Genomic DNA, 19,741 nt, shown 5'->3' with positions numbered 1-19,741 from the left:
CCGTGCGATCGGGTGCTATTGGCAGCCGATCCGCGCCTGCATGGATTTCATCGCGCTGATCTCGGCGGCCTGTCCGTTCTTAATGTTCTCTGCGACGGTTAGGGCACGTGAATCTGTGCCGAGCTCGATGAGCGCCTCCGCCATCGGGATGGCGCCTTCGTGGTGGCGAATGAGCAGCCCGAGGAAGAGACAATCGGCTTGCTGCCCGGTCGCACCCTCCAAAGCGGAGATCTCTTCAGCGGAGGCCATGCCCATCGCGATGCGCGCCTCTTCCTCCGTCATGGCCGAACCGTCAGACATCGCATGGCCGCTGCCACCCGGAGAGGCATCCATCCACTGCATCATCGGACCACCGGACTGCGACAGCCCCCACTGCACAAGCCAGTCGTACATCTCGCCACGCTGGCCCGCCTGCCCGGTGGCGATGTCGTACGCGAAGATCCTCAGCTCCTCGTCGGATGTTTTGCGGTAGATCTCCATGGCCATCTGGATGGCCTGCGCGTGATGGACCTGCATGTCGCGTGAAAAGCCCGCCTCGGGAGAGTCAGCACCCGGTGTGCCCGCGCCCTGGGACCCGAAAGTTGAGAAGCGTCCCCCAGCGAAGGTCAGCGCGCCGACCGCAAGCAGAACGAGAAGGACGATCCACCACCGCGGCCACCGGCGGGATGGGGACGCGTCGCTGGTTTCACTGCGGTTCATTGCTTTCCCGGTGCGTCGTATGCGCCAGTGCAGGCGGCGTTCGGCTCGGGGGCGTTCTGGCTGCGCCAGTACTCTTCGAAAAAGGCGCCGATACGCTCGTCGTTCGCCGAATCAACCTTCAGCTGCTGGTTCCAGTTGGACATCACGATCGGCGCATCCAGTCCCTCGTAGGGGGAAAGAACGACGTAGGTTGAGGGCAGAAGGCTCTTGAGGGTTTCGAGTTGTTCACCGGCGACCTCGTCGGGGTTGTAGGTCACCCACACAGCGCTGTGCTCCATGGAGTGGACCGCGTTCTCATTCGGGACCGGTTCGTCATAGATGCCGCAGTTCAACCAGACAGCGTTGTGCGGGCCGCCCGCTGGAGGGCTTTGCTCGTACTGGACAGCACCGGCGACGTGCTCAGCCGTGTTCTCGAAGGTCTGGACTCCTTCAATGGTTGCCCCCTCGCTGCCGGCTTCGTACTGTCTTGGCGGTAACGGTGTGAGCACGACGGACGCGACGATGAGGCCGATAATCACCACAGCCGCCGTTGACCCGACAACCCACCAGACCAGTTTGCTGCGGCGGCGTTTGGCGAGCTGCTTCTGATACTTGGCCAACTTTTGTTGGCGCTTTTGCTCACGCTGTTGTTTGACGGTCACCGGCCCATGTTGAGACCTGTTGGTCGAGTTCGAGCGGTTCGAAGGCATAGGTGTGCTTCCAGTTCGTGTGAGGAGTTGCGGAAGAGGATCAAGTGAGGCCGGAGTAGGAGTGGAGGCCCTGGAAAAACATGTTCACGATTGTGAAGTTGAACAACACCGCGACGAACCCGATGATGGACAGCCAGGCGGAGCGGGTGCCACGCCACCCCCGGGTCGCGCGGGCGTGGATGTACCCGGCATAGACCACCCAGATCACGAACGTCCACACTTCCTTGACGTCGAAGCCCCAGTAGCGACCCCAGGAGTCGTTGGCCCAGATCGCACCGGCAATCAGGGTGAAGGTCCAAAACACGAACCCCACGATCGCGAACCGGTAGGCGAGGGACTCGAGCACGTCGGCGATGGGCAGAGTGCGCAAGAACCCAGGACCGGCGGGGTGGGCAGTATCCGAGGATGCTCGGGCGCGGCGTTCACGGCGGGCCTGCAGGAGCTGGGTGATGGAGATGCCGCAGGCGATCGCGAACAGGGCGGTGGCCAGGGAGGCGACGAAGACGTGGATGACCAGCCACACGCTCTTGAGCGGATCCATCAGCGGCACAACTTCGACGTAGAACGAGATTGTCGCGCCGCCGAGCAGCAGCACCACCATGCCGATGAGAAACGCACCCAGGAAGCGGAGGTCGTAGCGGCGCAGCACCAGCAGGTAGACGGCGACGATCAAGACGGTGCCGGTTAGCGCAAACTCGTACATGTTCGCCCACGGCACCCGCTCTGCGGCGATCCCGCGCAGGATGGTGCCGGCCAGGTGGAACAGGAACGCGAGGACCGTCAGCGACGTTCCGATCCGTGCCCACAGCAGCCGATGCCGCTGTGCAGGCGGCGTGCGAACCCTGTTCACCGCCCCACTCTGGGCCTTTTCCGTCTGCTGGCTCGCCCGGGCGGTAGCGCCGGCCAGGACCGGCTCTTGCTGTGGGACGCCGGCGGGGACGGAGCGTTGAGCCAGGTCGATGGTGTACGCGATGAACGCAAGCAGGTAGGTGCCGATCGACGTCCACACCAGCAGCAGTGAGATGCCGTCGAGGGAGAGCGGGTCGGTTCCGGTCATGGCAGGGTCGTCCTCTTCGTTATCTCGGTCAGGGAGTGCCCGCGAGCGGGGTGGTGCGGAAGATCCGTGCGGCACATGGGTTAGCCCGCGTTCGCTTCCAGCCAGGCCAGCGAGTCCACGGCGGTTCCGTCGAGGTAGACCTCGAAGTGCAGATGGTTCGCGGTGGAGCGGCCCGTGCTGCCCACGAGTCCGACGGTCTGCCCGGCCGTGACGGTCTGACCGGCGGCGACCTGTCGGCTGCCGGTTTGCATGTGGGGGTACACCGTCCTCACCTGTTGCCCGTTCAGAACGGATTCCACGACGACGGTGACCCCGTATGCGCCGTAGCTGTCCTGTGAAATCCGCACGACACCGTCGACGGAGGCGTAGACGGGGGTGCCGCCGGCAGCGACCATGTCGGTCCCCATGTGCGCGCCGCCGCGAGCTCCAAACCTGTCTGTCACAGTGAACGGGCCGCCGACCGGCCACCGCACGGCTCCGCTGCCAGGGGGCACCATGCTGTAGTCGAACGGTACCGACGCGACCTGCGCGGAGGCCCGCGCCCGCTCGGCGGCTGCTTGTGCCGCTGCTTCTCGCGCCTTTTTCTGATCAATCTCCTCCTGACTGGTGGCAGCGTAGCTGTCGCGGGTGAGCTGCGCTGCGCCCGCATCGGACGCGACGACCAATGACTGCGCGTCCTCCAAAGCGACCTGCTGCAGTGAGCGGGTTTCCAAGTCCGCGGGCTGCCAAGCCCCGTACGCCGGGAGAGCAAAAGTGGCAACGAGACCAGCAACCATCGCAAGGACTACCAGGGTCCGTGCTGGGCGCAACGACGTCGGCCTACGCAGAGCACTTGCTGCACTGGGCGCGCGCGACGTCACGGATGCGCACGAAGCGGGAGGCGGTGTCGCGAGCCCTCGAAGACTGCGTCGTGTCGGGACCGACTGGAGGTGATCCCCCGTTGGGGTGGTCCGTTCAGCCATGGTGTCCTCCTTCATTTCGGGTCAGAGGGAGACGCCGCGAGCGGCGAGGAAAGTGGCGGGGTTGACCGGGGAGCCGCCCACGTACACTTCGAAGTGGAGGTTGCAGCCGAACGCGTTGCCGGTCTCTCCCTCACGGGCGATCAGGTCGCCAGCATTCACGCGTTGCCCGTACCCGACGTAGAAGCCGCCGTTGCGGATGTGGGCGTACCCGGTGCCGATCCCCTCGCCGTGGTCGATCTTGATGTAGTTGCCGTAGCCACCGTTGTACCCGGCGTAGACGACGGTGCCCGCCGCGACGGCATAGATCCCCGCGCCGCAGCCGCCGCTGAGATCGACACCGTAGTGATAGCTGGTCGAGCAGTACCCGTTTCCGCACTGGGAGCTGCGCGGCCCGAACCCCGACGTGCGATTCCCTGATGTCGGCCGTGCCCATCCGGAGCTGACCACACCCCCGCCGCCGCCCGAGGCGGCGAGCCGTTCTGCTTCGGCACGCTCCGCCGCTCGCCGCTGCTCCTCGGCGATGCGGGCAGCCTCGATTCCAGCCTGATAATCGGCGATGGTTTTCGCGGTGGTGTCCTCGAGGGCGGCGAGCTGGGCCTGCAACTCGCCGAGATGGAGAGTCTGCGCGTCCACCGCGGCCTGTGCGGCATCCGCGGCCTGCTGCGACTCGAGCATCTTCTGCTCGGCGACCTGCTGCAGCCGGTCCCGTTCGTTTCGGGCGACCACGGCCTGATCGGTGAGGCTCTGCGCAGCATCGCGGGCGGTGATCGCGGCCGCATACGCTCCCTGGTTGCGTTCCAGCAGCTTGTCCATCACGCCCAGCCGGGACAGGAGATCGTCCGCGGTCGCTGCCGACCCGGAAAAGAACAGTTCAAGGGAGGCTGTGTCGCCCCCATCGCGGTATAGCTGCGCGGCGATGCGGCCGGCCTTGTTCGCCGCATCGGCCGCGTTTTGCGCTTCCACGTCGGCTTGGGACTGCAACGTGTCGGCCCGGAAGGAGGCGTCGAAATACTCCTGCTGGGCGGTGTAGAACGCACCAGCGGCCTGCTCGGCGGCGGTGCGGGTGCGCGCCACCTCACCGTTCAGGCTTTCGATAAGGCCCTGGATCCGCTGCACCTCAGCGGCTTTGGTGGCCTCGTTTGCTTTCGCGGCTTGCACGTCCTCCCAGGACGGATAGGTCGCCGCGAACGCTGGCGGCAGCAGCGGGCCGCCGACCAGGACGGCGACCGAGCTCAATATTCCCGCGGTCAGCAGAAAGCGCCGGCTCACACCAGCCCGGAATGCGCGGCTCTCCGCGGGCGTGGGCGCGCACCCGCACTCCTCCGCCATCAAATCATCAGGAAGGGTGAGATCACTGCCCGTCGCCAGCGTTCGCCGCGACCCGGCAAGTCGACCTCCGGCAGGCCTCTCCCGTGGCGTGTTCATGACTGCCTCCCCGGATTAGTCGAACGATCTGCGCCGTCCGCACACGTGCGAGCACGGTGGGAGACCCCCGCCGCTGTGAGAGCGCCGACGGCGGCGAGGATGATGAGAGCCGTGAGCCAGGGACCGAGGATCACCGCGGGGGTGAGTCCGGTGCGCAGTGGGACGGCGCCGATCGAAGCGCCTGCGGTGTCGACGCCGATACTGTCGAGGGTGGTGCCGTCAGGGGCGATCACCTGACTGGTGCCCACCGTCGAGACGTTGACCACGGCGCGAGCGGTTTCGATGGCGCGCATCCGGGCGAACGCGAGCTGCTGCAGATTCTCGTCGGTGCCACGGAAGTCGGCGTTGTTGGTCTGGAACACGAACACCTCCGCGCCGGCGCGGGCGCCCTCCCAGATCACAGCGTCGTAGATCACGTCGAAGCAGATCGCCAACCCCACCCCGACATCGCCGACCCGCACAATCGGCGAATTGGTGCCTGGGGTGTACTCCCGCTGGATCAGTCCCACCAAGTCGGGGACGATCAGCTCGTAGAACCACCGGTCGGGCACGTACTCCCCGAACGGGACCGGATTGACCTTGTCGTGCCACTGCCGGTCCGTGGGATCCGCAGTCCACAGCAGGGAGGTGTTGAAGACATCGTCGCCGCGGGTGGTGGCGGCGTTCATCAGTAGCGGGGCCTCGGCCGAGCGCACGACCCGGTTCAACGCCTCGGCGGCGGCGGGATCACTGAGCGGGTCGGCGTCGACGCCGCCCTCCGGCCAGGCCAGCAGATCCATCGGCTGCCCGTACAGCGGCACAGTGGCGGCGGTCTGCGCGGCCAGGACGTCGCCAGGCGCCTTGTCGTCGAAGTACCCGGTCGGGCCGTTTCCCTGCACCCATCCCACGCGGAACTCCCCGGCCGGCGCGGTGGGGAACTGCGGTGTCACGACCAGGAGAACAGCGACGCTCACGGCAGGGTGCAGCCCCAGCATGAACCGGAGGCCGCCAGCGCGGACCCACTGCACCACAGAGGCGCACACCACGACAATCAGCAAGGAGAGGCCGTTCACGCTGGTCCACGACGCGACCTCCGCGAGTGGCCCGCCCACCTGGGTCATGCCGAGGCGCGCCCACGGGAATCCGGAATACGGCCACGCGCCCATCACCACCTCCCGGGCTGTCCACAGAACCGCGATCAGCGGCGGCACCACGAGCAGCTGCACGGCCCCGCGGGCCGGATATCGGGCGGTCCACCGGTAGGCGAGGGTGATCGGCACCGCACCGGCGCCGAACAGGACCGCTTCCAGCCCGGCGAGGGCAAGCCACGGCACCGGGCCGAGGAACTCCCCCACCCACACCAGATGTGTCATGTAGAACACGGCGCCGAAGACCGTGCCGACCAGCAACGCTCCGCCGGTGCTGCGGCCGATCAGCGCCACTAGGGCGACCGTGACGCTCACGAACGTCAACGGCCACCACCCCACCGGCGCGGAGGCGAGATCCAGCAGCAGGCCGGCGGCCCCGGATGCCAGCACCGCCGCCCACACCGGCAGCGACCACGCCGCAACGGTGCGGCGCGGCGCCTCCAGCTCCGGCGCGGCGGCCGACGCAGGGGTGGGCAGGGTCGTGCGCATGGTTCAGGTGTCTTTCTGGTGGAGGCGGGCGAGGTAGTCGTTGTAGGCGTCGAGCTCGGGATCGCCGTGGACGTCGGCGCGACGGTCGGCGGCGACCGCCTGGGCGGTGTCGTCGCGGAACCAGCGGTGCATGACGTAGATGAGCATCAGCAAGGTGGGGGCCTCGCCGTAGGACCAGGCCAGCCCACCGGCGAGGCCCTGGTCTTCGATTGGGTCGATGCCCAGCGCGCTCGTCGGGCCGGCGAACCCATCGATGAGGGTGGTGGTGGCCATCATCAGGAAGACGCCGAAGAACGCGTGCAGGGCGGCTTCGGCGAACACGTCCAGGGCGCGGCCGCCGTGACTCATCCGCACCGGCAGCGGGTCAGACGACAGGATCGGGATGGTGAACAGCATCCCCGCGACCAGGAACCCGACCTCGAGGAGGGTGTGCCCGGTGATAGTGGACAGGATCGGGTCGGCGAAGTTCGCCAGGTACAGACCATAGAACGCGGCCAGGTACAGCGGCACCGCCAGCCACGGGCTGAGCAACCACCGCGCGGTGCGACTGCGCAGCCCGTGGCTGGCGGCACGGAGCACCAGGAGACCGGGGCCGTGGTGCGGAGTAGCGCGCAGCAGCAGGGTGCCGGGAGAGCCGAGAACCAGCAGCGGAGGGATCGCCATCATCAAGGTGAGCTGCTGGAACATGAACACCGAGAACAGGGCATACCCATAGTTCTCCACCGCCAGCCCAGTCACGGCGGCGAGGGCGACGCAGCCGAGCAGGAAGCTGATCGTCCGCCACACCGGCCAGCCCCGGCCGCGCGCCCACATGCGGATCGCGCCGGCCAGGTAGGCGACCGCGAGCAGCCCCGCGAGGATCGGCAACACCGGGGCCGGAAGTGGGGCCGGGGTGAGGAACCCGCCAAGGGTCGGCGGGGCGTCCGGAATCCACACGGTCGTCACGGCGTACCCTTCGCCGGCGGCTCGACGCCGAGGATCTGCGCGTGGCGGGCCGCGAACTCGTCGACGGCGCGTGCCAACGCAGGGTCTTCGCCGCGGGCCAGCCCCGCGTATTCGACGTGCACGCCACCCGGGGTGGTGTGCGCTTTCACCCAGAGCCGCCGGCGGGGCACGAACAGGCCGGCGAACAGGCCCAGGGTGGCAAGGACCGAGAACGCGAGCACCCAGCCGCTGCTGGGGTCCCGTTGGATCTGCAACGACGCGAACCGCTTCACCGGCTCCTCCGCCGTGACCTCCTCCCACGTAATCGTGCCCCACCCGTTCGGCAGGTCCACTGTGGCGCCGGGAGTGAGCTCGAGCGAATCGACCGCGGTGTCGCCGCCGGTGTGCTGGGTCAGCCCGTCCACTTCGAGCGTGTACACCGATCTCGGAGTGCCGTCGTCGATGCCCAGATCACCACTGAACACATTGAGCGTCATCACGGGATTGATGACGTCGGGGTAGATCGAGGTAAACGCGCCGGAGGGCAAGACGCCCTGGGTGGGGTAGAAGAACCCGACCAACCCGACCTGTTCGGGTAGCCCATCCGGGATCTTGATGATCCCTAGCGAGGTCATGTTGCCGTCCTGCGGCAGGAACGGCTGCGACTCGCTGTACACCACCTCGCCGGCGGCGTCGCGGATCGTGAGGGTGGGGGCGTAGCCGTTGCCGAGCAGGTAGATCCGGTCACCCTCGACGGTGATCGGGTAATTCACGATCACGTTCTGCGGCCGGTCATCCTGCCCAGGCTGGCGGATGGTGACGTCCGCGGAAAAGTCGCCGGCCTGGCCTGCGCCCGGGGTGCCAGGGAGCCGGTAGGAGACCTGGAAGTCATCGAGGGTGAGCGAGTAGGGGGCAAGACCTGTGCCGTCGACGAACCGGCCGGGGTTGAACGAGGAGTAGTCGCTGAGCGCGTTCACGAACGTGGTGCCTTCCACCACCACTCGTTGCCCCGTGTACGCGAACGACCCGCCGATTCCCACCGAGACCAGCACCCCGACGAGGGCGACGTGGAAGATGAGGTTGCCGGTTTCCCGCAGGTATCCGCGCTCGGCAGACACCGACGCGGCGCCGCGGGCGTCGTAGCGTTCCACCCGGTACCCGGACTTACGCAGCTGCTCTGCCGCGACGTCAACCGCGTGCGCGGCGACGTCGGGCTGCGCGTCCCCTACCGGGATGGTGACCTCTCGGTACTCGGACAGGCGTGATAGCCGCGCCGGGGTGCGCGGCGGGCGAGTGCGCAGCGCCTTGTAATGATGCTTGGCGCGTGGAATCACGCAACCGATCAGGGAAGTGAACAGCAGCAGGTAAATCGCGGAGAACCACGGCGACAGGTACACGTCGAACAGCCCAACCGCGTCCGCCAGCGGGAAGACATCGGGGTTGTTTCGCTCCCACTGGATGACGCCGTTGGGGTCGGCGCTGCGTTGCGGGAACAGCGACCCGGGCACGGCGGCGATGGCGAGGAACAGCAGCAGCACCAGCGCGGTGCGCATGCTGGTCAGTTGCCGCCACGCCCACCGCAGCCAGCCCGTGATGCCGAGCGTCGGCTGGGTGATCTCGGTTGCGGCATCGACGTCGGTGTCGGCGTGATCGCCCGGGCGCAGCGGATCGGCCGTCACGTCCGTGCCCGTGTTAGAGCGGGAGGGGGACATTGATCACCACCTGTTGCAGCTGCGACATCAGCGCCGTCCACAGTCCCGTGACCATCAGCAGGCCGAGGGCGATGAGCATGGCCCCGCCGATGATGTTCAGTGCCCGGATGTGGCGGCGCAGGAACGTGACCGATCGGGACGCCCAGCCCCACCCCGCCGCGAGGATCAGGAACGGGATGCCGAGGCCTAGCGAGTACGCCAGCCCGAGCAGGCCAGCGCGGGCGGGGTCACCGAGGTTCCACGACATCGAGATGATCGCTGCGAGTGTTGGGCCGATGCAGGGCGTCCAGCCGACGCCGAGCGCGAACCCGAGGAGCGGCGCCCCGATCAGCCCGGCCCTGCCCTGCGCCTGGGGTCGGAGGGCCCGCTGCGCAATGCCGAAGAAGCCGAGGAACACCAGACCCAGGGTGATGATGACGACGCCGAACACACGGGTGAGGATGCCCGCGTACTGCAGCAGCAGGTATCCGAAGGTGCCGCCGAGGATCGTTACGGCGACGAAGACGACCGTGAACCCGGCGATGAATAGTGTCACGCCCAGCAGCAGCCGGGCGCGCTCCACTGTCTCGGTGCGCCCGCCGTTCACAGTGGGGGATGTTGTCGTGGTGGTGGTGCTGCCGAGGTAGCCGAGGTAACCGGGCACGAGCGGGAGAACGCACGGGGACAAGAAGGAAACCAGCCCGGCGAGGATCGCGACCGGGATCGCGACCCACAGCGCCCCGTCGACGATCACCTGACCCGGGGTCACGAGCTGTCCTCGGCGAGGGTGTCGGCGACCAGAGTGGACAGGATCGACTCGCTGGCCAACTGGCCGATGATCCGCGCCGCGACCCGCCCCTCCTGGTCGACCACCAAGGTGGTGGGGGTGGCCTGGATCGGGGTGACCTGCGCGAAGGCGAGTTTCACCCGCCCGTCATTCACGTCGATCACGCTCGGGTAGGTGACGTTGTTGTCGCGGGCGAAAGACAACGCGGTCGCGGGCTGGTCGTAGGTGTTGACCCCGAGGAACGCGACACCCTGCTCCTGGTACTTCTGCCAGACCTCCTCTAGCAGAGGCGCCTCGACGATGCACGGCCCGCAGGCGGCATACCAGAAGTTCACCACCAGCACCCCGCCCCGGTAGTCGTCACTAGACACCGTCTCCCCGGTCTCGGTGACGCCCTCGAACTCGACCGGTTCTCCTCGTTCGGTCTGCGGGATCTCTATGACCTGAAAATCGCCGGCGATAAAGCCCTTCTCGTTTCCGTTCCGGTATTGCTGCGCGAGCGAGTCGCTAGATCCGCATCCGGCAAGCAGCACGGCAACAAGTAGGACCGAGGCGGGTGCAGTCAGAGCGCGGTGGTTCATGGTCGCTTGACCTTGATCAGTGCACCGGCCATCAGGAACACGATTGCGGCGACCAGTTGCGCGGCGGTCCACACCGGCCCGTTGAACGGGAACGGGAATACGGGGTTCCAGATCACCACGATCACTGCGAACACCGGCACCCACCACCACTGCCGCGCCTGGATCGCGAACCACCCCACGATGACCGCCAGGATCGCGGCGACGAATAGCACCACCGTGAACCAGTCCCCGCCTATCAAGGCCGGTGCAAGGAACAACACCGCCGCGGCGATCAGCCCCGGTGCGAACGCGTTGCGCTGATAGACGGACGGGGTGCGCTGCTGTGCCATCATGACCCGCTCACCTTTGCCTCCGGCGCCGGCCCCTGGGGTGCCCTTTCCTGCTCTGGCGCTTTCGCTCGGGGTCCGCGGTGTCGGCTCCAAAAGCTGAGGGAGAGGGCGATCACGCCAGCACCGAGGGCAACATAGGCAAGGTTGCCGATGAAGAGGTTTCCGTAGGCGAGGAAGTCGGTGACGTGCCCGACCCCGAACCCGGGCGGGGAGAACAGCCGGTCGATCAGGTTTCCGATCGCGCCACCCAGGATCAGCCCTATTCCCACCGCCCCCCATCCCGTCCGTGCCCGCGCCGCAGCGACGATCAGCACCACTACGGCGCCCACGCCGAGGAGAGTGCGTACCCCCGTGAATTCGGCGCCGAGAGAGAAGATTGCGCCCGGGTTGAACGCGAGCTGCAGCCCGAGCAGATCTCCCAGCAGCGGGACCCGCTCGTCCAGGCTCAACCCGCTGAGCGCGGCCGCTTTTGACGCCTGATCAACCAGAACCACCACACCGGCCGCTGAGCACGCGATCGCAAATTGTCGAGACTGCTCACGATTCATCGGCCAGAGCGTCCTTCCCCGTGTCGCCCACTTCGCCGCCTTGACCGGACGAAGCAGCTGCGGCTGCTCTGTCGCGTCGGCGGCGCTCTCGAGCCACCATGAGTACGACAATCAGAGCGCCGCCGACAACGATTACACCGCTCACGACCGCGAAGACGGGTAGAAGCTCCCCCCCTCCGGAGGGGCCGTTGTGAACCTCTGCGGAGGTCGCGGCCGGGGTCGTCGCAGACGGTTCGGGTGTCTGTTGCTCGGTCGCTTCGGAGATGGGGGTACTGGTGGGCACCGCGACGGCTTCGACGGTGTACTGGTACTCATTGCTGATCGGGTGCCCGTCGCTGGAGACGACCCGCCACCGCACCGTGAAGACCCCAGTCTGACCCGGCCGCACAGCCTGGGTGACGGTGGTCCCGTCAATGATGGGGTCTCCGGACGCGAGGTTCTGCCCGTCTGCCGCGACGACCTCGATGATCACCGCGCTGAAATCGGTGAGAATCTCCCCGCTGAAGGTCAGCGAGATCTCCTCCGGGACCACGGTGATCGTGGAACCGGGTTCCGGGGAGGACGAGACGATCTCATCGTGCGCGGCCGCGGGAGCTGCAACGGCGAACAGCAGACCGGCGGTCAGCAGCAGCGCCGCCAGCCCGGGCAGAACGGAGCGTCGACGGACCCCGGGGGTAGGTGATCGGCGCCGGGATGCGCGGACGGCAACGGGTATAGAGGTCATGGTCTCGGTCCTTTCAGGGCCGGTTGATGATGTGCTGGGCGATCGTCGTCGCGTCTCTCCGAACCCCTGCCACGGTGTCGGACCCGCGACCGCCGTACTGCGGCATCCCCGCCACGAACAACCCGGGAAGACCGGTCATGGTGCGCCGAGGCCGAGGAGAACTGGGCGGTTGCGGCAGCCAACGATCACCAGGGTCGTAGCCGGTTGCGAGAATCACCGATCGGGGGGAGAAGTGGGTGCTGTCGGCGAAGGTCACTACCGCGCCGCTAGCGGCTTCCACTGCGGGGGTGATCGTAACGCCCGCACGGCGAAGCCGCTCGTAGCTGTCGCCAAAGACAGGCTCGGGTCGCCTCTTCCGCGACAACAGCGACACGCTTTCACCTGCTGCGGCGGGGTAGCTTCTCTCAGGCCGATGCTGCCGCGGAGTGCGCACGGACAGCGTGACGGTGTGCGAGGCAGATAATTCGCGGGCCAGCTGCACACCGCTGTTTCCGCCGCCGACGATCAGCACGTCGCCAGCGGGGATCTCTTTTGGGTACAAGTACTCGCTGCTGTGCATCACTACCCCTGGCACCGTCAGCCCGCTCGCCCAATCGGGAACCCGGGGGTGAGTGTGCGCACCGGTCGCGCAGACCACGTTGCGGGTCTGCACCTCACCCGCTGTCGTCGACAACAACAATGTCGAGCCATCTCCCCGATGCTCCACCCTGGTCGCGCGGACGCCCCAGACCGTCTCCACACCAAAGCCTGCTTCTACGAAAGTGAGATAGTCAGCCATCTCATCCGCGCGCGGATGCCGGTGTTGATCACCCAGCAGCCGTCGGGAAGGCAGCGCGCTGTGGCGGGCGTCGCTGAGCAGCTTCATCGAATGCCACCGCGACGCCCAGGAACGGTGCCCAGGCGGGGCCGCGTCGATCACCACGAAATCCTGTTGCGGTCGAAGACCTACAGCGCTCAGCGCCACAGCGACCGCGAGACCGGCCTGCCCGGCGCCGACGACGATCACCCGACGATGCGACAACCCCGTCCGCATCACTGCCCACCGCTCACCGCAGCCTGGACGGCATTCTCCAGGTCATCCCACTCCTGCAGCTCGGCGAGTTTCCCGTCGATGAAGAACGTAGGTGTGCTCCTTACCCCCAGAGCGCGCCCCTCCTCGAAGTCAAACTCGACACGCTCGGTCGTCGCTGGGTCCGCCACCGCGGCGTCATAGGCCGCCATGTCCAGGCCGAGCTCTTCCGCGAAGCCGCGGAACAAATCGGCACGCGACTCCTGCGCCTCGCCCCACTCCGCCTGAGTCTCAAACAACCGGTGGTACATGTCCTCGAACCGGTCCTGCTGCGCGGCCGCTTCCGCAGCTACCGCGGCGTTCTTTGAGTTGAAATGACCCGGAAGAGGGAAGTAGCGGACCACATACGTGATCTCCCCGTCGAATTGCTCCCGCAGATCCTCCACAATCGGGTAGAACGCCCCACATGCCTCGCATTCGAAATCCAGGAACTCCACCACCGTGACCGCTCCCTCACCTCCGCCATCGAGAATGTGCGAGTTCTGCCGCACCAGCTGCGACGACGAGGAGCCGTTCCCGGATGAGGGCAGAGCGGCTTTGCTCTGATTGATAAGGACATAGATCAACGCGGCCCCAATCAGCACCACCACAACGGCAATACTGATCAACGTCGCCTTTACTGACGTTTTCATCGGGTACTCCAAACCAAGACACAACACAGGACAGCACCCGAGCACACACAGCCCGGGACGAAACACCACCACCACGGGGCGGCGTGCCAGATGTCAGGTTCGAGAAAGACCCAGCTGAGTCAACGACAACACGACCGGGTGCGCGCTCAGGGCCGGCGCAGGAAACAGCGAAGGCACCCGAGGTGCCTCACGGAGAACGGGCGGCATCCGTCGGTGCCATAGCCTTCGCAAAGCCACCATGAATGTGAGGCCACACAGAACACCGAAGACACACAACGCCGCACCGGCCAGCGCGTTCGATCCGGACCATGCGCCGCTGCCGACTTCCTCGTGCTCTGCGGGGGCGTCGGCCACCGGTTCCACGTGCGGGTCCATCAGCCCGGATACCACGAGCGGAATAGACGTCGCCTCACTCGATTCCGAATGCGCCGTTGCTGCCAGACCGAGCATCAGTAGCAACGCCAGACCGATGCTAGTAATGAGCCTCATTATCAACCACTGCTCGTTCAGCGTCGCGGAACGCGGAATCCGGGCTGAAGAGACCATCCCCCACAGCCTACAGTGCACACCAAAGAGCACTCAGATGCCGACACATCCCTGCTGGCGAGCGGGCGTCGGAGCCCCTTCCCGGTTCTCTTCGGCCGAGCCACTGCGGGGCCCCGGTTTACAGCTGTAAGCGTCAGCTTCGGCTCGCCCGCCGGAACCTGTGCGTGAGCACCGCGGCGACGACCGCGAACGCCGTGGCGGCGAGGCCGGCGGGCACGAGCAGATAGGGCACGATGACGAGCATGGAGCGAGCTAGGAAGCTCTCAACGGGGATGAAGCTGGCGAGGGTGCAGATCAGGCTTACTAGCGCCAGTACGGTCCATTGGCGGCCGCTGTAGCGGAGAACGCGCACGCCGGCGCCGTCGTGCCACCACAGCCGTAAGGGCTCGGGGATCGTCACGGCGCTCTCCTGTCGCTCGGTGGCTCTATTGTCGCGTACAGCAACGCCCCCGGCCGGGAGAGAGTGCGGTCGGGGCATTGCTGCGCATGGGACTGACTATTCCTCGATCGGCGGTTTGGTGCCAGAGGCGCCGTTCCGCAGGTCGCCAAGGTAGATCGGTCAACGCGAATCTTTGGTGACCCGGCCGACGACGGGCGTCACGATGACCAGGTGATCGAGGACAGGTTGTTCCCACACCATGCAGTCGCGGTAGACGTGGCCGCGGTATGCCCCGTCCACGCCGTCGACGATGCGAGGCAGCTCGGTGGCGTGGATCGGGAGCAGAAGCGAGTTCTCGGGCGTCAGGGTGATGCTGTGCTCGGCTTTCGGCTCAGCGGACTGGGCCGCGTCGAGCATGGCGTCGACGAGCTGCTGCACATGGGTCCGTGCGCCGCTCATTCGTCGAACCAGCGCACCACGCCGTTCGCGGAATGCGCGGCCCGGAGAGCTTGGGAGGCGGTGCCGAGCGCGGCGGCGGCCCGTTGCAGCTCGGCGGCGGCGGTGACGGTTCCTGTCGCTCCGTCCCCTCGGTTGTCCTCGCCGGCGTAGTGCTCGCCGTCGACGACGCGTGAGTGCCAGGCGCCAAGCTGCTGACAGACCTGTTCGAGGTCGTCGACGGTGGCGACCAGCTCACCGAGCAGCGTGTAGGAATCGAACGGCGCCGGGACGTCTCTGGTCGAGTGCGCGAGGGTTCTGGCCTGGGATGAGAGTTCGCGGGCGACCTCGACTTGACGGTGTTCTTCATTCACGGCCATGTTTCTTACCTTCTCTCGCGTCACCGACACGGCCGGGGCGGTCTGGGGCCCCGGCCGTGACGTGGGTGGCTACTGCTGGTCGTCGCGGGTGTTCCGGCTGATGGTGACGGTCGCGCGAGCGAGGTCCGCGCCGATGCTGTCGGCGTCGATGACGCGCCCGTATTGCTTGTTGGCGTCCTCGCCCCAGCGAGAGGTGTGCTCGCGTCCGGTGACGATCACGGCGTCGCCCTTGTGCAGGGATGCGGCTGCGTTCTCGCCCAGCTCGAACCGGGCCTCGATGAAGTGCGTCGTGGGGGTGTCGTGGCCCTGCCACTTGCCCTGTCGGTACTCCCCCGTGTTCTCGATGACGCGGAGCTTGGTGATCTGAATGCTGCCGGCCTGCACGACCTCGGGGTCGGCGGCCAGGTTTCCGGTGATGGTGCGGACGGACATGGTTCTCTCCTATCGGTTGTTGGCGATGCGGTCGATGTGGTCGGGGTGGAATCCGCTCCAGTGGTCCTCGTCGGTGATGACGACGACGGGCGCCTCGGTGTATCCCAGGTCCTCGACGACGTACGTGCGTGCCGCCTCGTCGTCCCTGATGTTCACCTCGACGAACTCGATTCCCTTGCTGGTCATCACGTTCTTGGTGAGCGTGCAGCGGGCGCATGCCGGGCCGGTGGTGTACACCGTGATTTGCTCAGCCATTGCTCTGCCCCTCTCCCTACCAACCGTTCTTCTTTGCCTTCCGGCAATCGAGGGATTAACGGCGTGCGCAGCGGAGGGAGCAACGGACCGTGGAATACCGGACTGAGCGCAGCGAGGGAGGATATGCCGCGAAAGCCGTTGGCCCGCAGTGCAGCCGCCGTATCCTCGACAGCCGGACAGGTCAAAGAATGCATGAGAGTGTCTGCGGCGCGCAGCGGCTCCTTGTGCGGGCCGGCCTCCGTGCCGGCGTGCTGCCGTGTGCTGTCGCCGCATGATCGCGTCGCGGGGTCGGGTCAGCTCTCGCGGTCGTGCGGGGCGAGGTGCAGCCGGTAGGCGGTGGCGACGAGGGCGCTGCGCGAGGGCGCGCCGGCGTCGGCGGTGAGCTCGTCGAGCGCGCGGCGCTGGTCACCGTCGAGGCGGAGCTGGATCTGGATGCCGCCGCTGCCTCTGGCGCGGCGTGCGCGGCGTTGCAGCGGCCCGCCGCTGGGTGCGGTGGGGGTGCCGGCGAACGCGGCGGTCAGCCGCTCGGTGGGGATATGGTCGAGCGCGTCGACGAGGAGTTCGTCGTAGGTCTTGTCCGGCTCCCCCGCCGCGGTGCGGGTCTTGGCTGCGCGGACGAGGGCGAGGATGTCGGGCTCGAGGTACACGGCGACGTTCTGCACGCCCTCATGCTGGGCGGGGACGCGCCGGGGTGCCGGGGTGCGTTCGGCGGCGGGCTTGGGTGTCGGCTTCCGCCGCGCAGCGACCGGCTCGACTGCCACGGCAGTGTCGGCCGGCGTGGGTTCGGCGGGGCGGGTGGTTTTGGGCAGGAGTCCGCCGAGGCTGGCGGCGCGGCCGTTGCCGGAGCCTTTGAACGCGTCCGCGAGGCTGGGGCGGTCGATCTGCGGCTCGCTCATGATGCGACGCTCACTTCCTGCTCGATTTCCGCGACGCGGGTGAGCAGTTCCCTGGCGATGTTCTCGTAGTCGGTCGCGAGTCCGGATGCGTCCCGCGCGTACAGGCCGCCGGTCGGTGTGGTGCCGCTGCGGAGGGCTTTGATGCGGGCGGCGCGGTCGTCGATCGCGGCTTCCTCCAGTTCGTGGACGAGTAGGCCCCGTCGTCGCGCGTCGGCGGCGGCGCTGTCGAGGTGGCGGATGCGGGTGGTGAACACGGGGGCGGCGTCTCCGAGCACCTGGGCGAGGCTGGCGCGCACGTCTCGTTCGAGGCGGGTGGTGCGGGAAGCGATCGCGAACAGGGCGACGCCCGCGAGGCGGAGGCTGGGGTTGCGCTCTCGGACGTCGAGGAAGCGTTCCGCGATGCGCGTCACGCCGTCGATGCTGGCCTCGTCGGGTCGGGTGGGGATGATGACGGCGCGGGAGACGGTGAGCGCGGCGGTGACGATGATGCGGTCGCCGGGTGGGGTGTCGATGAGGATGAGGTCGTAGTCGTCTGCGATCGCGCCGAGCTTGGCTTCGAGGATGTATGCGAGGTCCTCTCCCCCGCGTTGTGCGCGGCTGGCCATGACGGCGGCGACGTCGCCGAGGGCGGGGCCTCCGGGTACGACGTCGAGTCGGTCGCGCACGTTGCGCAGCACGGGCAGCGGTGCTGCGGTGATGAGCGCGGTGAGGAGGTCGTCGCCGGTGTCGGGTGTGTAGCCGAGGTCGCGGGCGACGTTGCCTTGCTGGTCGAGGTCGAGGATGAGGACGCGGTTGCCGGCGGCGGCGGTGAGGCCGCCGATGTTGCTGACGAGGCTGGTCTTGCCGACACCGCCCTTGCCTTGGGCGACGGTGACGGTTCTGTGGATGCTCATGATTCCTCCTGCGGTGCGTCCTGTGGGACTGCCCGCTTGTAATACTGCGGGATTCGTCACGTAATGTCGGGCGTTGCGTGCGGCGTGTTGCTATGCATGGCCTATAGCGTGATTTCTCGCATCTCCTCCTGCCCACCTTACCGCGTGACATATGGCTATACGTATGGCTTTACTAGTCGAGATTGGGGAGCGCGAGGGGATGTCCCCTCGGCCACGGCGGCCCGGAGGGAAGGCCGTGCCGGATGCGGGGAGGGGAGACCGTGCCCCGGGTCTCAGTCGTCGGTGGTGCGGGTGAGCGTGTCGACGAATGTCACGTAGTCGGCGCCGTCGATGGTGGCGGTGTGGGCGAGCGCGTACCCGGCGCGGGCATAGTCCGCGACTTCCTGGGCGCGGTAGCCGATTTGGCGGCTCTTGCTCACCACGTCGTCGTCGCTCTTGGCGACGCGGTTCTCGATGACCTGGATGCTCTCGCTCATGGCTGGGTGTTCCTTCCGGTTCTCAGGCCGCCACGGGGGCGGGGCTGTCGGTGGTGGTGATCGCGTCCGCGAGTGCGTGGGCGGCGCGTAGGACGTTGGCGGCGGTGGCCTTCACGGTGTCGGTGTCGCAGTTGCTCCATCCGGCGACGTAGCCGACGCTGTAGGCGCTGGTGTCCAGGCCGAGAATCCCGGCGACGACGTACGCGACGCTCTCGGCTTCAGTTTCCTTGATCCCGCGGTGCTCGACGTACTCGGCGTGGTCTTCCTCGGCGTGCAGGATGACGTGGGCTGCCTCGTGCAGTGCGGTCTTGGCTGCCTGGGCGGGGGAGAGGTTCGCGTCAATGACGACGCGCTGTGTTCCGTCCGTTGCGGTGTAGCCGTTTGCGGTTCCGGCGATCGGCTCGCGCTTGACGCTCCAGCCCTTGTCGGTGAGGTAGTCGGCTACGGCGTTGTAGATCCCTGCGGGGTCGTCTCCGGTGAGCGGCTGGGCGATGTTGGCCGGGTCGCCTGCTTCCTCGTCGATGAGGTCGGTCTGCCCCATGTCGAACACGGACACCGGGAAGAAGCGCACGCGGCGCAGTTCTTCCTCTTCGCCGGTCTGCTCGTTCTCCACCGTCTCGCGCACGTCGCGGCCGCCGAAAATGCGGATGCCGTGCTCTCCCTTGCGCACCTGCCGGTTGAGGCTCTGCCAGGTCCGGTATCCGGCGACGTGGGTGGCCTCGGGGCACTGCGCGAAGATCAACAGCAGGTTTCCCAGGCTGTAGCGGTGGAACGCCTGAGCGAACGCGAGGAACCGGGTCCACGTCTCGGAGTCGCGCAGCCCCTCGATCTGTTCCGTGATCGTCTCGTGCAGCTGCTCGGCCTCGGCGCGTCGTTCCTCGGCGCTCTTGCGGGTGCTGACTTTGCGGGTCATGGCTCTCTCCCTTCCCAAACCCCTCACGTTTTCTTGCCGTGAAGGCGACTTGTCGCCGCTAGGGAGTGCCAGCTGGAGCGCAACCCGTGAGGGCGGTGGGGGAGAGAAGTTCGGCGCGATGTGAGGGAGCGCAGCGACCGCGTGCCGAAGTTGTCGGGGGAGCCGGCGGCGTAGCCGCTTGCGTGGAGGGTGGCCGACCGTATGCTGCCGAAGGCTTCACGGCAAGAAAATGCGCCCGGTAGGGCGGGGCTGTCCGGCCGGAGGCCGGTCCGATCGGTGGGGGAGCGCGAGGGGGCCCGGCCCCCTCGCCGGCGGTCGCGGAGCGGGGGCCGGATGCCGTCCTAGTGGCTGGTGGTGATGGTGTAGCCGGGGATTTCGCCGTCCTGGATCGCGTGTATCTCGT

The 19,741-nt window shown here is 67.2% G+C and carries 25 protein-coding genes; all 25 read right to left on the bottom strand.

The features are described 5' to 3' along the window. Window positions 1-15: 15 nt before the first annotated feature. Window positions 16-699 (bottom strand): DUF305 domain-containing protein, encoded by a 684-nt coding sequence (locus HDC37_RS16215; RefSeq protein WP_179561444.1) that lies wholly within the window; start codon window positions 697-699, stop codon window positions 16-18. Beyond that, entirely contained in the window at window positions 696-1,388 is a 693-nt protein-coding gene (locus HDC37_RS16210) for a DUF3105 domain-containing protein (RefSeq protein ID WP_179561443.1), read from the bottom strand. The genes HDC37_RS16215 and HDC37_RS16210 overlap by 4 nt, the downstream gene beginning before the upstream one ends. 40 nt (window positions 1,389-1,428) lie before the next feature. Then, window positions 1,429-2,445: a c-type cytochrome biogenesis protein CcsB gene (gene ccsB, locus HDC37_RS16205; protein WP_179561442.1), complete on the bottom strand. Its 1,017-nt coding sequence runs from the start codon at window positions 2,443-2,445 to the stop codon at window positions 1,429-1,431. 80 nt (window positions 2,446-2,525) lie between these two features. Continuing rightward, window positions 2,526-3,128, bottom strand: coding sequence for a M23 family metallopeptidase (locus HDC37_RS16200; protein ID WP_257021582.1), 603 nt, complete (start codon window positions 3,126-3,128; stop codon window positions 2,526-2,528). 300 nt (window positions 3,129-3,428) lie between these two features. Next, entirely contained in the window at window positions 3,429-4,832 is a 1,404-nt protein-coding gene (locus HDC37_RS16195) for a M23 family metallopeptidase (protein WP_179561440.1), read from the bottom strand. After that, on the bottom strand, window positions 4,829-6,448 hold the full coding sequence (gene lnt, locus HDC37_RS16190) for an apolipoprotein N-acyltransferase (RefSeq protein WP_179561439.1): 1,620 nt from the start codon (window positions 6,446-6,448) through the stop codon (window positions 4,829-4,831). The genes HDC37_RS16195 and lnt overlap by 4 nt, the downstream gene beginning before the upstream one ends. Window positions 6,449-6,451: 3 nt before the next feature. Continuing rightward, window positions 6,452-7,393 carry a cytochrome c oxidase assembly protein gene (locus HDC37_RS16185; RefSeq protein ID WP_179561438.1) on the bottom strand — a complete coding sequence of 314 codons (942 nt, stop codon included), beginning with the start codon at window positions 7,391-7,393 and terminating at the stop codon, window positions 6,452-6,454. Further along, window positions 7,390-9,084 carry a cytochrome c biogenesis protein ResB gene (locus HDC37_RS16180; protein WP_179561437.1) on the bottom strand — a complete coding sequence of 565 codons (1,695 nt, stop codon included), beginning with the start codon at window positions 9,082-9,084 and terminating at the stop codon, window positions 7,390-7,392. The genes HDC37_RS16185 and HDC37_RS16180 overlap by 4 nt, the downstream gene beginning before the upstream one ends. Then, complete coding sequence (locus HDC37_RS16175; RefSeq protein ID WP_179561436.1) at window positions 9,065-9,832, bottom strand: cytochrome c biogenesis CcdA family protein; 768 nt, start codon at window positions 9,830-9,832, stop codon at window positions 9,065-9,067. The genes HDC37_RS16180 and HDC37_RS16175 overlap by 20 nt, the downstream gene beginning before the upstream one ends. Then, a complete protein-coding gene (locus tag HDC37_RS16170) occupies window positions 9,829-10,431 on the bottom strand; it encodes a TlpA disulfide reductase family protein (protein ID WP_179561435.1) in 603 nt (200 codons plus the stop codon). The genes HDC37_RS16175 and HDC37_RS16170 overlap by 4 nt, the downstream gene beginning before the upstream one ends. Further along, entirely contained in the window at window positions 10,428-10,763 is a 336-nt protein-coding gene (locus HDC37_RS16165; RefSeq protein ID WP_179561434.1) for a DUF6804 family protein, read from the bottom strand. The genes HDC37_RS16170 and HDC37_RS16165 overlap by 4 nt, the downstream gene beginning before the upstream one ends. After that, window positions 10,760-11,308: a signal peptidase II gene (locus tag HDC37_RS16160; RefSeq protein ID WP_179561433.1), complete on the bottom strand. Its 549-nt coding sequence runs from the start codon at window positions 11,306-11,308 to the stop codon at window positions 10,760-10,762. Before HDC37_RS16160 ends, HDC37_RS16165 begins: the two co-directional genes overlap by 4 nt. Next, on the bottom strand, window positions 11,298-12,032 hold the full coding sequence (locus tag HDC37_RS16155; RefSeq protein WP_179561432.1) for a copper resistance CopC family protein: 735 nt from the start codon (window positions 12,030-12,032) through the stop codon (window positions 11,298-11,300). Before HDC37_RS16155 ends, HDC37_RS16160 begins: the two co-directional genes overlap by 11 nt. Before the next feature lie 13 nt (window positions 12,033-12,045). Beyond that, window positions 12,046-13,038, bottom strand: a complete 993-nt coding sequence (locus tag HDC37_RS16150) for an NAD(P)/FAD-dependent oxidoreductase (RefSeq protein ID WP_248242368.1) — start codon at window positions 13,036-13,038, stop codon at window positions 12,046-12,048. Window positions 13,039-13,064: 26 nt separating this feature from the next. After that, window positions 13,065-13,733: a thioredoxin domain-containing protein gene (locus HDC37_RS16145; RefSeq protein ID WP_179561481.1), complete on the bottom strand. Its 669-nt coding sequence runs from the start codon at window positions 13,731-13,733 to the stop codon at window positions 13,065-13,067. A gap of 93 nt (window positions 13,734-13,826) precedes the next feature. Next, window positions 13,827-14,279 carry a hypothetical protein gene (locus HDC37_RS16140; protein WP_039712034.1) on the bottom strand — a complete coding sequence of 151 codons (453 nt, stop codon included), beginning with the start codon at window positions 14,277-14,279 and terminating at the stop codon, window positions 13,827-13,829. A gap of 133 nt (window positions 14,280-14,412) precedes the next feature. Then, the gene (locus HDC37_RS16135; protein WP_179561430.1) at window positions 14,413-14,679 is read right to left on the bottom strand and encodes a hypothetical protein; all 267 of its coding nucleotides are present in this window, start codon (window positions 14,677-14,679) and stop codon (window positions 14,413-14,415) included. Window positions 14,680-14,838: 159 nt separating this feature from the next. Beyond that, window positions 14,839-15,117 (bottom strand): hypothetical protein, encoded by a 279-nt coding sequence (locus HDC37_RS16130; protein ID WP_039712036.1) that lies wholly within the window; start codon window positions 15,115-15,117, stop codon window positions 14,839-14,841. Then, window positions 15,114-15,473, bottom strand: coding sequence for a hypothetical protein (locus tag HDC37_RS16125; RefSeq protein WP_039712037.1), 360 nt, complete (start codon window positions 15,471-15,473; stop codon window positions 15,114-15,116). The genes HDC37_RS16130 and HDC37_RS16125 overlap by 4 nt, the downstream gene beginning before the upstream one ends. A 69-nt stretch (window positions 15,474-15,542) precedes the next feature. Further along, window positions 15,543-15,905, bottom strand: a complete 363-nt coding sequence (locus tag HDC37_RS16120) for a single-stranded DNA-binding protein (RefSeq protein WP_052289503.1) — start codon at window positions 15,903-15,905, stop codon at window positions 15,543-15,545. A 9-nt stretch (window positions 15,906-15,914) separates the two neighbouring features. Beyond that, on the bottom strand, window positions 15,915-16,160 hold the full coding sequence (locus HDC37_RS16115) for a glutaredoxin domain-containing protein (RefSeq protein WP_039712038.1): 246 nt from the start codon (window positions 16,158-16,160) through the stop codon (window positions 15,915-15,917). Window positions 16,161-16,453: 293 nt separating this feature from the next. Continuing rightward, the gene (locus HDC37_RS16110; protein WP_052289504.1) at window positions 16,454-17,056 is read right to left on the bottom strand and encodes a hypothetical protein; all 603 of its coding nucleotides are present in this window, start codon (window positions 17,054-17,056) and stop codon (window positions 16,454-16,456) included. Next, window positions 17,053-17,949 carry a ParA family protein gene (locus HDC37_RS16105; protein ID WP_179561429.1) on the bottom strand — a complete coding sequence of 299 codons (897 nt, stop codon included), beginning with the start codon at window positions 17,947-17,949 and terminating at the stop codon, window positions 17,053-17,055. The genes HDC37_RS16110 and HDC37_RS16105 overlap by 4 nt, the downstream gene beginning before the upstream one ends. Window positions 17,950-18,221: 272 nt before the next feature. Next, entirely contained in the window at window positions 18,222-18,425 is a 204-nt protein-coding gene (locus tag HDC37_RS16100) for a hypothetical protein (protein WP_179561428.1), read from the bottom strand. Between the two features lie 22 nt (window positions 18,426-18,447). Further along, entirely contained in the window at window positions 18,448-19,338 is an 891-nt protein-coding gene (locus tag HDC37_RS16095) for an ArdC-like ssDNA-binding domain-containing protein (RefSeq protein ID WP_179561427.1), read from the bottom strand. Window positions 19,339-19,741: the final 403 nt, after the last annotated feature.

The sequence above is a fragment of the Microbacterium sp. AK009 genome (genome assembly GCF_013410955.1).
Lineage (GTDB): Bacteria > Actinomycetota > Actinomycetes > Actinomycetales > Microbacteriaceae > Microbacterium.
The sequence above is the reverse complement of the archived record's forward strand: the minus strand, read 5'-3'. Positions and strand labels throughout refer to the sequence as shown.